General features: G+C 59.6%; 14 protein-coding genes. 6 read left to right on the top strand and 8 right to left on the bottom strand.

Annotated features, from left to right (window positions below; all coding sequences use genetic code 11):
* Nucleotides 1-23: 23 nt before the first annotated feature.
* The 7 genes from B3527_RS08410 to B3527_RS08380 form a co-directional block, all read right to left on the bottom strand.
* The gene (locus B3527_RS08410) at nucleotides 24-920 is read right to left on the bottom strand and encodes a polyprenyl synthetase family protein (RefSeq protein WP_290478966.1); all 897 of its coding nucleotides are present in this window, start codon (nucleotides 918-920) and stop codon (nucleotides 24-26) included.
* Nucleotides 921-932: 12 nt separating this feature from the next.
* Nucleotides 933-1,178 (bottom strand): exodeoxyribonuclease VII small subunit, encoded by a 246-nt coding sequence (locus tag B3527_RS08405; protein ID WP_034813920.1) that lies wholly within the window; start codon nucleotides 1,176-1,178, stop codon nucleotides 933-935.
* 78 nt (nucleotides 1,179-1,256) lie between these two features.
* Nucleotides 1,257-1,859 (bottom strand): histidine phosphatase family protein, encoded by a 603-nt coding sequence (locus tag B3527_RS08400; RefSeq protein WP_233347658.1) that lies wholly within the window; start codon nucleotides 1,857-1,859, stop codon nucleotides 1,257-1,259.
* Nucleotides 1,860-1,985: 126 nt separating this feature from the next.
* Nucleotides 1,986-2,840 carry a signal peptidase I gene (lepB, locus tag B3527_RS08395; RefSeq protein WP_206992681.1) on the bottom strand — a complete coding sequence of 285 codons (855 nt, stop codon included), beginning with the start codon at nucleotides 2,838-2,840 and terminating at the stop codon, nucleotides 1,986-1,988.
* 108 nt (nucleotides 2,841-2,948) lie between these two features.
* Nucleotides 2,949-4,013 carry an MBL fold metallo-hydrolase gene (locus tag B3527_RS08390; protein ID WP_206992680.1) on the bottom strand — a complete coding sequence of 355 codons (1,065 nt, stop codon included), beginning with the start codon at nucleotides 4,011-4,013 and terminating at the stop codon, nucleotides 2,949-2,951.
* A gap of 48 nt (nucleotides 4,014-4,061) precedes the next feature.
* A complete protein-coding gene (locus B3527_RS08385; protein WP_290478967.1) occupies nucleotides 4,062-4,553 on the bottom strand; it encodes a gluconokinase in 492 nt (163 codons plus the stop codon).
* On the bottom strand, nucleotides 4,550-5,566 hold the full coding sequence (locus B3527_RS08380) for a pseudouridine synthase (protein ID WP_290478968.1): 1,017 nt from the start codon (nucleotides 5,564-5,566) through the stop codon (nucleotides 4,550-4,552). Before B3527_RS08380 ends, B3527_RS08385 begins: the two co-directional genes overlap by 4 nt.
* Nucleotides 5,567-5,692: 126 nt before the next feature.
* Between B3527_RS08380 and B3527_RS08375 the strand changes: the two genes are divergently transcribed.
* The gene (locus B3527_RS08375; RefSeq protein ID WP_206992677.1) at nucleotides 5,693-6,868 is read left to right on the top strand and encodes an MFS transporter; all 1,176 of its coding nucleotides are present in this window, start codon (nucleotides 5,693-5,695) and stop codon (nucleotides 6,866-6,868) included.
* A 7-nt stretch (nucleotides 6,869-6,875) separates the two neighbouring features.
* Here the strand turns inward: B3527_RS08375 and B3527_RS08370 are convergent, their stop codons facing one another.
* Nucleotides 6,876-8,648, bottom strand: a complete 1,773-nt coding sequence (locus B3527_RS08370; RefSeq protein WP_206992676.1) for an acyl-CoA dehydrogenase — start codon at nucleotides 8,646-8,648, stop codon at nucleotides 6,876-6,878.
* A 122-nt stretch (nucleotides 8,649-8,770) separates the two neighbouring features.
* Here B3527_RS08370 and B3527_RS08365 point away from each other — a divergent pair, with 122 nt between their 5' ends.
* From B3527_RS08365 to B3527_RS08345, 5 genes are all read left to right on the top strand, one after another.
* Nucleotides 8,771-9,493, top strand: a complete 723-nt coding sequence (locus tag B3527_RS08365) for a YceI family protein (protein WP_206992675.1) — start codon at nucleotides 8,771-8,773, stop codon at nucleotides 9,491-9,493.
* Nucleotides 9,494-9,511: 18 nt separating this feature from the next.
* Nucleotides 9,512-10,711: a cytochrome b/b6 domain-containing protein gene (locus B3527_RS08360; protein WP_290478969.1), complete on the top strand. Its 1,200-nt coding sequence runs from the start codon at nucleotides 9,512-9,514 to the stop codon at nucleotides 10,709-10,711.
* A gap of 48 nt (nucleotides 10,712-10,759) precedes the next feature.
* On the top strand, nucleotides 10,760-11,701 hold the full coding sequence (locus B3527_RS08355; RefSeq protein ID WP_290478970.1) for an L-threonylcarbamoyladenylate synthase: 942 nt from the start codon (nucleotides 10,760-10,762) through the stop codon (nucleotides 11,699-11,701).
* Nucleotides 11,702-11,749: 48 nt separating this feature from the next.
* Entirely contained in the window at nucleotides 11,750-13,159 is a 1,410-nt protein-coding gene (locus B3527_RS08350) for an FAD-binding oxidoreductase (RefSeq protein WP_290478971.1), read from the top strand.
* Nucleotides 13,160-13,224: 65 nt separating this feature from the next.
* Nucleotides 13,225-13,530: a hypothetical protein gene (locus B3527_RS08345; RefSeq protein ID WP_290478972.1), complete on the top strand. Its 306-nt coding sequence runs from the start codon at nucleotides 13,225-13,227 to the stop codon at nucleotides 13,528-13,530.
* Nucleotides 13,531-13,534 lie beyond the last annotated feature (4 nt).

The raw sequence follows: 13,534 nt of genomic DNA, 5'->3' as shown, positions 1-13,534 counted from the left end.
TGAATTGTTATTCTGACCAGACCTTAATGCGTTCTATCGAGCACAAAATCGACTGATTGCAGCAGTATATGGGCCTTTTCGCGGAAGATTGCGAGGTGTTCCTTCGCCTGTGCGGCGAGAATGCGCACCCGCTGGCGTGCACCCTCAATGCCAAGAATGGTCACGAAATTCGCTTTTCCTGCCGCCTCGTCAGTGCGTAGGGGCTTTCCAGCCCTGTCCTCGCTGCCGGTCGCATCGAGCAAATCATCAGCAATCTGGTAGGCCAAGCCAAGATCATTGGAGAAGCCCGCCAGTGCGTTGCGTTCAGCTTCCCGGGCGCGACCGACAATCGCCGCCGCTTCTGTCGCGTAGGAAATCAGCGCGCCCGTTTTGAGGCGTTGCATGCGTGTGATTGTGTTCAAATCCCGCGGGCTGTCAGATTCCAACATGTCGATCATCTGGCCGCCGACCATGCCGCGCGCGCCGGATGCATCGGCAAGCCGCTCGATCAGCATGGCCCTTACGGATGCATCATCATGGGTCTCGGTTGATGCCAGGATCTTGAAGGCCAATGTCAGCAGCGCGTCTCCGGCCAACACCGCAGTCGCTTCATCAAAAGCCTTGTGAACAGTCGGCTGGCCACGCCGGAAATCATCATCATCCATGCAGGGAAGGTCATCATGGACGAGTGAATAGCAATGTACGCATTCAAGCGCCGCGGCAGCGCGCAGCAAGGTCTTCTCGGGCGCATCGAACATGGCGCCCGTTTCCAGCAGGAAGAAAGGCCGCATACGCTTGCCATTGGCCAGAGCGGCATGGCGCATCGCGCGCATCAAATTGGCTTCCGGGCCGCCTGCAGGCGGGATCAGCTGGTCAAGCGCAACGGTAACCCGGTCGGCCACCTCTTTCAGGCGCTGTTCGAACTCTTGGGCCTCGCCCATATCGAGGCCCCTTTAGTCGAAATTGGCGGACTCTGTGGTCGGCCCATTGGCCCCTTGGACAATCTGCTCAACCTTCAGCTCGGCGGATTTCAGACGGGATTCGCAGTGCGCTTTAAGCGCCGCGCCGCGTTCATAAATCGCGATGGATTTCTCCAGCTCGACTTCGCCTGCTTCCAGTTGGCGGACGATGATTTCGAGTTCGGCCAATGCCTCCTCGAAGGTAAGCTTGTCGACTGGTTTCTCTTTCGCATCAGCCATTCTTCGGCCTCATCTTCCTTGAAATTTCCGTGACACTAGAGCGGCGACCTGAGGTCCACAACCACTTCCCGACCAGATTTACCGGTATTCGTAGATGCGGTAGCTCCAATATGCGTCGCCGCCGTCATACGAACACTTCCAGCCCAGCTTCTTCATTTCCGGACGTAGCATTCGATTGAACCAGCCATGGGCCGCCAGATAGACCTTGCCCTCACTGGACGCCTCGTCGAGCTTAGACGCGGCGGCAGCGGCGCGCTGACGTGCCTGCTTCACGCTTTCGCCATCCAGCGCATGTCCGTTCAACCAAGCAGCACGGGCGAGAATATTCCACGTTTTCGGCAGATAACGCACACCCGGCAGGAGGGGAGGAGGCAATGGCGCCTCATTGAATACCGGGTCAAACAGTGCCTGCATGTGCGGCGCCGCACGTGCAGCGGTCTGCTGGGCACGCAGGCGCGCAGAAGCAAATACAATGTCAGCATCGGCCACCGATTTGACCAGGCCGTCCGGCGGCGTCTGGTCATCGGCCAGAGGGCCAATCTCGTAACGTTCCCACCAGTCGCGATACTGTTTCCAGTTCAGTCGCGGGCCCGCCGTGCGGTCGAGGGCCGGGCGACCGTGACGCGAAATGATGATGGGACCGCGCTTCCGGTCTGTCGATGTCGTGTCTGGCATCGCCATACAAATCATACTCGTTGTTGCTGGCCCCGTGACCATTGTTCCAAAATTGCCCTAACGGGGTTGCCCCCGCCCGGCAAGGCGCGTTTGTACACCCATTCACTTGTCAGGTTGTGAAATTCGAAGGGCTCAGAGCCCCTTCCAGACACGCTTGCGGCAGGGTTCTTCGTCCTGCAGCTTGCATTTGTGGAAGGTGACGAGGACCGTTTCTGCGCGACCAATCATGTGATCCATCGGCACGAAACCAATTGATGCCACATCCGCCGGCACGCGCGGCTGACAGCCTGCCCGGTCAATTACGCCTTCAATGGCCGGGCAATGCCCACTTGGAAAGCGACTGTCGAGCGAATTGTCCCGATTATCACCCATCATGAAGACATGCCCTTCCGGCACGATGAACAGGTCGGTATTGTCGCCCCGTCCACCTTTTTCCTGCCGGTGAGTGATCCACGTCTTGTCGCCAATCGTTTCCTGCCATTCATGCGCGATATCGATCGCCACGGCATTGTGCGGAACGTAACGGATGGTGCGCAGATATTCGCTCTCAACCGCTTCGCCATTCAGATAGAGCTGCTCGCCAATCAGCTGGATCTGATCGCCTGGCAGACCAATCAGACGCTTGATCATGACGCGGCCCGTATGCGGATGCTCGAACACAACCACATCGCCGCGCTTGGGTGTGCTGGCAAAAATCCGGCCCTCGGGCAACGGAATGAAGCGCCCCATAGAAAACGGCAGAGAATAGCGGTCATAGCCATAGGCGAATTTTGCCACAGCAACCCGGTCGGTTACCTGTAGCGTCGGGACCATGCTTTCAGAGGGAATCACGCGCTGCTCGTAGGCGAGCCCCGAGAACAGCAGGAACACGGGTACAAAGACGGCGAGCGTAGCGCCCCATTCACGAAGCTCTTGTTTGAGCTTGGCGCCAAGGCCTGGCGCCTCGGCGACCTCATCGTTCGCCGCAGTGTTACCATCTGATGCCATGGGGACCTCATCCATCGTCTTCGTGACGTTTGATCTGTTTAGACGAAAGAAGTCCTGATTGCGAAGACGAAAACGCCTCCTCTGCTGCAAAAGCCGGGAATGCCCGCCTTAGCTCAGGCTGTACAGGTCTATTCCGGTTTCATTCCGTGTCACAGACACATCACCCCGATAAATGAGATAGTTGAGATGCGCCAATGCCTCACCCGTGGCCATGCTGACCTCGTCGTCGGAAATCGCGCGGCCGAACAGCGTGGTGAACGTATCCACCGCCTTCATGGGCCCACGCTCCAACCTCTGAAGCAATCTTGCGAGCCCCACATGATGACCGTCAATCAAGTGCTGCAGCCGTTTGTGGGCTCCGGTAAAGGGCTCATTATGAGCTGGCAGGACAAGCACGTCTTCCGGCAGCCGCTGTTTCAACTTTTCACAGCTTTCGAGCCAGTCGAGCAATGGATTCGCCGCAGGCTCAGTCGGGTGGACGGATATGTTGGAAGAGATCCGCGGCAGAATCTGGTCACCTGAGATTAGAATATTGAGATCGCGACTATAAAGACATGCATGCTCGGGCGAATGCCCACTGCCGGTGATGACTTCCCATTCCTGACAGCCCATTTCGAAAGTATCGCCGTCAACAAGGCGGCGGTAGGAATCCGGCAACGGCATGACACCTTTTCCAAACCCGCCGAACTTTTCCTTGTACTGGTCGAGCTGGGTCTTGTTCCAGCCGGCACGCAAATAGAAGTCCAAGCCAGCCTTTGGCGCACTGCGCCCGGTGTCAGATACCAGCATCCGGCACGTTGTATATTCCAGACGAGTCATCCACAGCTCAGCGCCCCATTTGTGACAGAGCCATCCAGCCGTTCCGATATGATCGGGGTGCATGTGGGTGACGATAACCCGCTTGAGAGGCTTCTGCTCACTGACCCGATCAGCCAACAACTTTCGCCAGACGTCACGCGTCTCGTCATACGGAATCCCGGTGTCAACAATAGTCCAGCTATCGCCATCGTCGATCAGCCAGACATTGATGAATTTGAGAGAGAAATGCAGAGGCATAGCCAGCCAGAACAGGCCGGGCGCTATCTCCCTGATTTCGCCGGGAGCGGGCGCCGATTGTCCATGCGGATAATCAAGGCGCGGCCGTGTCGGCTTGCTGATTTCTGTACCATCCATGTCAGAAGGATACGCAGCTTCTTGCGTCCGTCGAGCCGTACCGCAAGGTCATGCCACAGCAAGACGCGTGCGAATATCCTCAACCAGAGCGATTGGAGCTGCCATACCGTCGACCCGGATAACGTCTTCCGGCGGGACCAGCGCGGCCAGTTGGCTGTCGAGCAGGGAGACCGGCATGAAATGGTCGGCGCGCGAGGAAATCCGCCGCGCAAGCTCATCTTTGGGCACGTCCAGCAGGACGAACAGGCATGTCCGGCCGCTCTGCTCGCGCAGACCTGTCTGGACAAAGGGCGTAAGCGCCGAACAGGCCAGGACCACCCGGTCCTCCGGCATGTCGGTCAGGGTTTTGCACAGGCTGCGCACCCAGTCGGCGCGATCTGCATCGGTCAGGGGTGTGCCGGAGGCCATCTTCTCCTTGTTGGCGGCGGAGTGGTAGTCATCCGCTTCCACAAACGGCCAACCCTCGGCCTTGGAGAGGGCTTCGGCAATGGACGTTTTTCCACTGCCCGCCACGCCCATGATGATGACCAGGTCCCTCACTTGATGGGTGTTCGCTTGCGAGGCTTGAGCTTGGTGCGCTTGAACTTCTCGCCTTTCAGCGGGGAGACTGTTTTCTCTCCAGAGGCCGGTCCCGGCTTCCCGCCTGAGCGGGGGGCGGTCCTGTCAGGGCGCCGGTCTGGCTTGCTTGACCGTTCGGGACGTTCAGCCCGCGCGGGACGATCCGGACGCCCACTCCGTTCTGCCCGATCTGAGCGCTCCGGCCGCTCCGGTCGCGGCTTGCGGGGACGGGGCATGTCACCTCTCAGCAAGGCTTCGCGTTCACGGCCACTGATCGGACGCCACTTGCCTTCCGGCAAACCTGCAAGCTCCAGCGGCCCGACACGCACACGCATCAGGTCCACAACATGCAGCTCTACCAGTTGGCACATACGCCGGATCTGGCGGTTGCGGCCTTCGTTCAGGATAAACTTCAACTCCTGCTGTTTCACTTGTTCGACGATGGCAGGTTTCAGCTGGCGACCATCCAGCTCGAGACCATGACGCAACTTGCCCAGCTTGTCGGGCGTAACATCGCCCTTCACCTTGACCAGATATTCCTTGTCGAGCTGACTCTCCGGCCCAATCACGGCCTTTGCCAACACGCCGTCTTCAGACATGATCAACAAACCGCGGGAATCCTTGTCCAGACGCCCGAGGGGCGCGAGCTTGTTGTAGCGCCCCGGAATGGCATGACTTTTTCCCGAAAGGCTATCGCCTGAGATGAGCCGCACAGCGGGAATTTCATCGCCCTCCGGCGTGCCCGAAACAATACCGATCGGTTTGTGGAACAGGATGGAAAGCTGATTATCGAGCCGACGTGCAGCCTTCTGCGCCAGATCCAACGTCTGACCGGTCTCGATCTTCTGGCCCGAAATCGCTTTCTCGCCGTCGACTTTCACCAGACCCTGCTCAATCAGGGAGTCCGCCTCGCGGCGTGAGCACACGCCTTCCAGCGCCAGCCATTTGTTGATCCGCAAGGGCTCGTCGCCGGAATAGGTTTTGGTCCAAGCCATGGCGTGTCGCGCCTCCTGATATAGTGCGGCCCGTCATATCGGCGCTGGCCGTTCCTCGCAACATTCAGTCGACATTGTGGGGCATTTCCGGCATAGGCGGGCGCCCCGCACGGAGATGATTGAATAATGACGGACCGCCGCACCGCAGCGCCCCTGCTCGCCTTTGGCCTGTTAGTCCTCGGGACCATTCTCGGCCTTGCCGGGACGGATTTGGTCCTACCTGCCGTTCCGTCCTTGCCGGAAACCTTGGGGGGCTCGCAGGCAATGGCGCAGCTGGTGCTGGCCGCCTTCGTGGCAGGTGGTTGTATCGGTCTGCTGGCCTTCGGTGAACTCGGCGCACGGATCGACCAGCGCAATTTGTTGGTCATCTCGCTTGCGGCCTATGCGCTGGTCTCGTTCGCCTGCATGGCCGCGCCGTCCCTGTCCGTTCTGGTTGGACTGCGGTTCTTGCAAGGTCTGACCGGATCTGCCGCAGCTGTGTTTGCTCCAGGCATGATCCGCGCCATGTTTTCCGAGGAGAAAGCCGTTGGCGCACTTGGCTTCATGGCGAGCATAGAATCCTTGATCCCTGCCCTCGCCCCCGTGCTCGGCGTCTGGCTGCTGCTGGCATTCGGCTGGAAAAGCTCTTTTCTCGCCCTGGGCATCTTGAGTCTAGGCGTTGCGGCGCTCGTCGCCATGCTGCGTCATCGCCTGCCCGCGCCGCCGTCGACGCGGGCGCCGGGTAGCTATCTGCGCCACGTGATCAATCCGGTCTTCCTGCGCTATGCCCTGAGTCAGGCCTTCACACTCGCCGGACTGCTTATCTTTGTGTTCGGCGCACCGGCCATGATCACCAAGGGCCTTGGCGGCGACCTGGGCGACTTCATCATCATGCAGGTTACAGGGATTGCGTTCTTCATTGCAGGATCGAACTTTGCCGGCAAGCTGTCCGCACGGTTCGAACCTGAACCGATGATCCTGTTCGGATCGACTATGTCCGCCGCAGGCCTGGCTGGTATTCTGATTTACGCACTGTTGGGTGGGACAGCACCACTGATGCTCGCCGCCCTGTTTGTGCCGGTCAATCTCGGCCTCGGCTTTCGGGGACCTCCCGGTTTCTATCGCGCGGTTGTCGCTGCGCGCGGAGATGATGCGCGCGGGTCGGCACTCGTCCTCGTGGCCATCCTTTCCACGACGGCTGCCGGCACCGCCATCGCCGCGCCGTTCGTCACATTTGGCATGGTACCACTTGCGGCGATTGGGACAGCAGTCTCCTGCGCCTCGGTCCTGTGCCTGATCGCCTTGCCGAAGCTCAGAGCCTGAGCCGAACTCACGCGATACCGAACAGAGCTTCGCTATTGTCGAGGAAAGGGGAACCGCCTTCGGTGATGCCGGAGACACGGCCCGGCGCGGTGGCCAGAACAGTCTCGGAAAAGAAGCCCGCAAGTGCCAGTTGGCGTGCCCGGAAGCTGCCTTCCTCACCGCGTGCAGCAACAGCTGCCCGCGTCAGGAAGTGCCCGCCAATCACGTCTCCCGCCAGCGCGAGATAGGCCGTCGCGCCCGCAAGCGCCTTGTCCTGATCGCGATCCTTCATCGCTTCCAGCATCCAGTCGCTGGCTTCGCGCAGGGCTTCGGCGCCAGCGCGCAACCGGTCTGCAATCTGCACAAGCTGTGGGTCATTGGTCGCGCGGGCATCTGCCGCCGTCGCCTCGACCTCACCCAGCATCACTCGCATGGACTCACCATTCGTGCCGGTCAGTTTACGCCCGACAAGGTCGATGGCCTGAATGCCATTCGTGCCTTCATAGATCGGGGCAATCCGGGAGTCGCGATAAAGTTGGCCTGCGAGTGTCTCACCCATAAAGCCCATGCCGCCATGTATTTGCACACCAAGGCTCGCCACATCGACGCCCATATCCGTGCACCATGCCTTGGCAATTGGCGTCAGCAGGTCTTCCCGCATCTTTGCAGCAGCGCGTGTGGTTTGATCCGGGGACGCCTCGGCGAGGTCTGCGGCGACCCCACAGGCATAACAGATCGAACGCGCTGCAGCGACGCGAGCGCGCATGGTCGTCAGGGTACGGCGCACGTCCGCATGGTGCAGGATTGGAGCGGGGCCCTCAATGCCTGGTGCCTTGCCTTGCTTGCGCTCCTGCGCATATTCGAGTGCCGTCTGGTAGGCCGCCTCGCCCACAGCAACTCCCTCAAGGCCGACATTCAGGCGTGCGGAATTCATCATGGTGAACATGCAGGCCAAGCCCTTGTTCTCCTGACCGATCAGCCATCCGGTCGCGCCATCATATTCCATCACACAGGTCGGCGAGGCGTGGATGCCCATCTTCTTTTCAAGACCGATACATTTGACGGCATTGCGTGCGCCAAGGCTACCATCCGCTTCAACCATAAACTTCGGCACGATGAAAAGAGAGATGCCGCGCGAACCTGCGGGCGCATCCGGCAAGCGCGCCAGGACCAGGTGTATGATGTTCTCGGCGACATCATGATCGCCCCATGTGATGAATATCTTCTGCCCACTGATGGCGTAGCTGCCATCTTCCTTCGGCACGGCTCTTGTCTTGAGCGCGCCAACATCCGAACCGGCCTGCGGCTCCGTCAAATTCATGGTGCCGGTCCAATTGCCGGCCACGAGGTTGGGAAGATATGCCTGCTTCTGGTCATCTGTGCCGTGCGCCAGCAGGGCCTCAACTGCGCCGAAGCTGAGCATAGGGCAGAGCCCGAACGACATGTTGGCCGCGTGGAACATTTCCATGACCGCCAAGGCGAGCGCCTTCGGCAGGCCCTGCCCGCCCCATTCCTCTGGCGCCGACAGGCCCATCCATCCACCCTCCCGGAATTGGGCGTAGGCATCAGCAAATCCCGGCGCGGCCCTCACCCCATCCTCGGTCAGTACGGCACCGTGCGCGTCGCCAGATGCATTGAGCGGCGCCAATACATCACGTGCCAGCTTGTTGGCTTCTTCCAGGATCGGCGTGATCAACTCGGGGTCATAATTGCCGAATGCCTCCAGCCCTTCCAATCGGGACAGGCCCGCAACGGACTGGAGCGCGAACGCCATATCGTTGAGCGGAGCGTCATAGGCCATGTATTTCTCCCAGAATCCGAATAGGTTATATCCCGAAGAGCATTTAGCGCGGGGATGGTGCCACGCCAACTGCGCCCTATAATCACCTGAACCGAACCCATAGATGTCCAGGAGACACGAATATGCGCAAAATCCTACTTTCCGCTTCCGTCCTCGCGCTCGCCGCCTGCGGTGCCGCCGAGACCACCGCCCCAGCAGCCGAGGCCCAGACGCCCGCCACTGAGACAAGTGAAACAGCTGCTCCGGCTGCAGAAGAGACCGCACCGGCTCCGGAAATGGCTCCGGCAGGCACGTATGTGCTCGATCCGACGCATGCGTCGCTTGTCTGGACGGTGAATCATTTCGGCCTGTCCAACTATACCGCCCGCTTCACCAAGATGGATGCCACACTGGAGTTCAATCCTGATGACGCGTCCGCCACATCGCTGACCGTCACGGTCGACCCGACATCGGTCGAAACAGACTATCCGGGCGACTTCAAAGCGACGCACGCCGATTCGCCGTACGACACGTTCGATGAAGAAATCGCGCAGGATCCAACCTATTTCAACGCAGGCGAATACCCCGAGATCACCTTCACCTCGACAGAAATCACAACAACCGGCCCGACCACCGGTACTGTCACAGGCGATCTGACCTTCCTTGGCGTGACCAAGCCAGTGACGCTGGATGTTACTTACAACGGCACCGCGACCTTCCCTTGGGCCCCGGAACAGCCAAAAATCGGCTTCTCCGCCACCGGCTCACTCAATCGTTCCGAATTCGGCCTGTCGAAAATGGTGCCAAACCTGGGTGACACGATCCACCTGACCATAGAGGCGGAATTCGCCAAAGCTGCCGAATAAGACAGGAACATCCTCGACATGAAGACTGAAACGTCTCGTTACACGATCGTCGCCATCACCCTTCACTGGGTGATGGCAGCCCTTCTTCTGTTCATGATCTGGCTCGGCTGGAACATGGACGACAACGAAGTACGCTTTCAGCTTCACAAATCGATCGGGATCCTGCTTCTGTTCCTCACCTTGGTCCGGGTGATCTGGCGAGTCATGAACCCGCCACCGCCACTTCCGGAAGAGATGCCAGCCCATGAAAAGCTGGCGTCTCATCTTGTCCACATGGCATTCTATGGACTGATGATCATTCTGCCCCTGGCAGGATGGCTGCTTGTCTCCACTTCCAAATTCAAGGTGCCGTCCGTCCTGTTTGAGACGGTCAGCTGGCCCCACTTGCCTGCGCCGGATTTTCTGCGCGGAGATATTGCGCACGTCATCATCGAGAACATCCATTCCAAAGGCGCTTGGGTTCTGATCATCCTGCTAGGCCTGCATGTGGCCGGCGCGGTGAAGCATGAATTCGCTGCTGAAGACGGAGTATTGAAGAAGATGTTGCCTGGCTTGTTCGGAAAGCCTGCGACACCTCCCACCGCACGAGGATATGTCCGCGCCTTCGGAACGGCGATCATTGCCTTTGCCCTCATCGCGATCATACCGATTGCGGGCTCAGGTCAATCCAGCAGCGCCACACCGCAAACTGACGAGGCCGTCGCCCCCGCAGACGAAACCATCGAAGCGAATTGGGATGTCGATTACGACGCTTCTGAAATTCGGTTCACGGGTAATTATGATGGAGCCGAATTCACCGGCACCTTTGACGATTGGTCAGCAGATGTGGAATTCCATCCTGAAGCGCTCGATGAGTCTCGTGTGCTCGTAACGGTCCGGACAGCTACTGCCGATGCTGGCAAGAAGCTCTACAATGACAGCCTGAAGGGCCCGGAATGGTTCGACACGACCACCTATCCTGACGCCCAGATCAGCCTGAGCAACTTCAGCGAAACAGACACCGGCTATAGCGCAGATGCTGCAATATCGCTGAAGTCCGAGCTGGTCACGGTGCCGCTCGACTTCACGCTTGAAATCGATGGCGACACCGCGATGCTGGCTGGAAAAGCGGTCATGAGTCGCAAAGCCTTCAATCTCGGCCAGGACTCTGATCCCTCCGGAAGCTGGGTTGGCGATGAAATCACAATCTCCGTAACGGGAACCGCCACGCGCAAATAATGCGCTGATGGCTTCCGGGGCCGCGACGCGAATGCTAAGCCCGCGCGCATGACTGCCATCGCTCCTATCGAATCCAGCACACTCCAACTGGCTGCCAGCTTCCTGCGCAAGGGCGGGCTCGTCGCCATGCCGACCGAGACCGTCTACGGGCTCGCCTGCGATGCATCAAACCCTGACGCGGTGGCACGACTATACGCAGCCAAGGGGCGTCCCAGCTTCAACCCCCTGATCGCGCATGTTGCTTCACTGGAAATGGCGCAAGCCGAAGCCGTATTTTGTGACGCAGCGTTCAAACTCGCACATGCGTTCTGGCCTGGTCCGCTTACCTTGGTCTTGCCTGTGGCGTCGACCGGGACGGTTTGCGACCTGGCCCGGTCCGGCCTCGACACGATTGCACTACGCATGCCTGCCCACCCCGGCGCGCGTAGCCTGATCGCGGGTTTCGGTCGTCCGGTTGTCGCACCGTCAGCCAACCGGTCCGGACATATCAGCCCGACACTGGCCGAACACGTCAAAGCCGATCTCGACGGCAAGGTCGACCTGATCCTCGACGGTGGGCCGTGCACGCAGGGCATCGAATCCACCATTGTCTCATTTATCGGTGACCAGCCAACACTCCTGCGAGCCGGCACGGTCGAAACCTCCGCCCTCGAAGCAGTCCTTGGCACGTCACTCGCTCGTGCAGATGAGGGCGATGGCATCTCTGCCCCTGGGCAACTGAAAAGCCACTATGCACCCAATGCCCGGTTGCGTCTCAATGCGAGCGCCCCCGAAGCAGGGGAAGCCTGGCTGGGTTTCGGCCCGGATGAGGCAAATGGGCTCAACCTCTCGCCATCTGGCAACCTGACCGAGGCTGCTGCAAACCTGTTCGCCATGCTGAGGCAACTGGATGCAGAGGCCGACCGCATCGCCGTCGCGCACATTCCGAATGAGGGGCTTGGCGAAGCCATCAGTGATCGTCTCGCTCGGGCCGCGCACCGAGATGACTGATGGAAGCAACAAACTCGAAATCGCGCAGGAAATGAGTAGGTTTACCCAATGACAGAGCTTAGCCCGGACTTCCTGACCGCCGCCCAAAACCTGCTCGGCCCGAGGGGGTGGAGCATGGCGGCGGAAGAACTCGCCAAAGTGTCGTCGCCCTGGCGCGGCACCTACAAGGGCGAGACGCCTTTCCTCGCAAAGCCCGCCACAACGGAAGAGACCGCTGCACTGGTGCGACTTTGCAATGAATATGGCGTCGCGATCACACCTCAGGGCGGCAATACCGGCCTGGTTGATGCGGGCACGCCGCATGGCGAAATCTGTGTGTCGATGCAACGGATGAATGCGATACGTGCACTCGATGCGTTCAACAATTCGCTCGTGATCGAGGCTGGCGCCCCCCTTGTCGTGGCGCAGCAAGCGGCCGACGACGCCCAGCGCTTGTTCCCGCTTTCACTCGGCTCGGAAGGCACTGCCACGATTGGCGGCCTGATATCGACCAATGCTGGCGGGGTCGCCGTGCTGCGCTATGGCATGATGCGCGACCTGATCCTTGGCCTCGAAGTCGTGCTGCCGAATGGAGATATCTGGAACGGCCTGTCGGGCCTGCGCAAGAACAATACGGGCTACGATCTGAAACACTTGTTTGCTGGCGCAGAAGGTACGCTCGGTATCATCACGGCTGCGACCCTGAAACTGTTTCCCAAGGTTCAGCGCGCGAGCGCCTGGGTCACCTGCACAACAGCAAGCGACGTCGTGAAACTGCTCGCAATGGTTCGCGACCATGCCGGCGATACGGTTACGAGCTTCGAGATCATCCCCGCCAATGCCGTCGCAATGGTACAGGCAGACGTGCCGGACACGCGCGACCCACTTCCATCTGATTTGCCTTGGCGCGTGCTGATCGAAGTTTCCATGTCGCGCGCCGAACATGCCCGCGACGTTCTGGAAGGCGCACTCGCCTCAGCATATGAGAGCGAACTTGTGCAGGATGCCGTCATTGCCGAAAGCGTCGCGCAAGCCGAAAGCTTCTGGCACATCCGCGAGACAATCCCCCTGTCGAAACGAGCATATGGCACCGCGCTGAACCAGGACATCTCCGTACCGGTCAGCCGCATTCCCGAATTTATCGATGCTTGCAACGCGGCTGTTCTGGAAAAGGTGCCTTCAGCGGAGTTTGTGATCTTCGGTCATGTCGGCGATGGCAATCTCCATTATTCTGTTTGCGAGCCAGCCAGCGCAGAGCGCCCAGTTCTACGTGGTCAGGATGAAGCAATCTTTCGTATCATCTATGATCAGGTCATGAGCTTCGACGGATCCATTAGCGCCGAACACGGTGTTGGGCGGCTGAAACGTGATGAACTGGAACGCATTCGTCCGAAGGCAGCCACCGAAATGATGCGTGCCATCAAACATGCGCTAGACCCAAACAAGATCATGAACCCCGGTCGCGTCATCAATTCCTGATCGGGTTCCCAGTTGCCTTCCCGCCAGATCGCTGTAGCGTCCACAGACCAATGCGGGAGACATAAATGCGTACACACCTTGCCGCCATCGCGCTCATCGCGCCGCTGATCGCCTGTGAGCCTACGCCTCCAATCGTAGGCGGACCGTGCAGCTATGAAACCACAATCATCTCGGCAACGGTGACCGAAGTCGATGAAGACGGCGCTTTGTTCGATGGGCCCGAGGGAGAATTGTGGGTCCCGGCCTCCTACTTGGGCACGCTGCCGGAAGTCGGAGAGACACTCACGCTGAAACGCGATCAGATCACCCAGGGCACATGCACGCCGGAAATGTACGAAGTGGTCGCAGCCGATGTCAGCGACGAGGACTAACGTC

This window comes from Hyphomonas sp. UBA4505 (assembly GCF_002388685.1).
Taxonomy (GTDB): Bacteria; Pseudomonadota; Alphaproteobacteria; order Caulobacterales; family Hyphomonadaceae; genus Hyphomonas.
Note: the sequence above shows the minus strand (reverse complement) of the source record. Positions and strands in the feature narration are given on the sequence as shown.

What these genes read in the sequence shown, in the direction of transcription:
- B3527_RS08365 (WP_206992675.1), top strand. Translation starts at nt 8,771, where the DNA reads ATGCGCAAAATCCTACTTTCCGCTTCCGTCCTCGCGCTCGCCGCCTGC.
- B3527_RS08375 (WP_206992677.1), top strand. Translation starts at nt 5,693, where the DNA reads ATGACGGACCGCCGCACCGCAGCGCCCCTGCTCGCCTTTGGCCTGTTA.
- B3527_RS08350 (WP_290478971.1), top strand. Translation starts at nt 11,750, where the DNA reads ATGACAGAGCTTAGCCCGGACTTCCTGACCGCCGCCCAAAACCTGCTC.
- B3527_RS08400 (WP_233347658.1), bottom strand. Translation starts at nt 1,859, where the DNA reads ATGGCGATGCCAGACACGACATCGACAGACCGGAAGCGCGGTCCCATC.
- B3527_RS08345 (WP_290478972.1), top strand. Translation starts at nt 13,225, where the DNA reads ATGCGTACACACCTTGCCGCCATCGCGCTCATCGCGCCGCTGATCGCC.
- B3527_RS08410 (WP_290478966.1), bottom strand. Translation starts at nt 920, where the DNA reads ATGGGCGAGGCCCAAGAGTTCGAACAGCGCCTGAAAGAGGTGGCCGAC.
- B3527_RS08370 (WP_206992676.1), bottom strand. Translation starts at nt 8,648, where the DNA reads ATGGCCTATGACGCTCCGCTCAACGATATGGCGTTCGCGCTCCAGTCC.
- B3527_RS08390 (WP_206992680.1), bottom strand. Translation starts at nt 4,013, where the DNA reads ATGGATGGTACAGAAATCAGCAAGCCGACACGGCCGCGCCTTGATTAT.
- lepB (WP_206992681.1), bottom strand. Translation starts at nt 2,840, where the DNA reads ATGGCATCAGATGGTAACACTGCGGCGAACGATGAGGTCGCCGAGGCG.
- B3527_RS08380 (WP_290478968.1), bottom strand. Translation starts at nt 5,566, where the DNA reads ATGGCTTGGACCAAAACCTATTCCGGCGACGAGCCCTTGCGGATCAAC.
- B3527_RS08405 (WP_034813920.1), bottom strand. Translation starts at nt 1,178, where the DNA reads ATGGCTGATGCGAAAGAGAAACCAGTCGACAAGCTTACCTTCGAGGAG.
- B3527_RS08360 (WP_290478969.1), top strand. Translation starts at nt 9,512, where the DNA reads ATGAAGACTGAAACGTCTCGTTACACGATCGTCGCCATCACCCTTCAC.
- B3527_RS08355 (WP_290478970.1), top strand. Translation starts at nt 10,760, where the DNA reads ATGACTGCCATCGCTCCTATCGAATCCAGCACACTCCAACTGGCTGCC.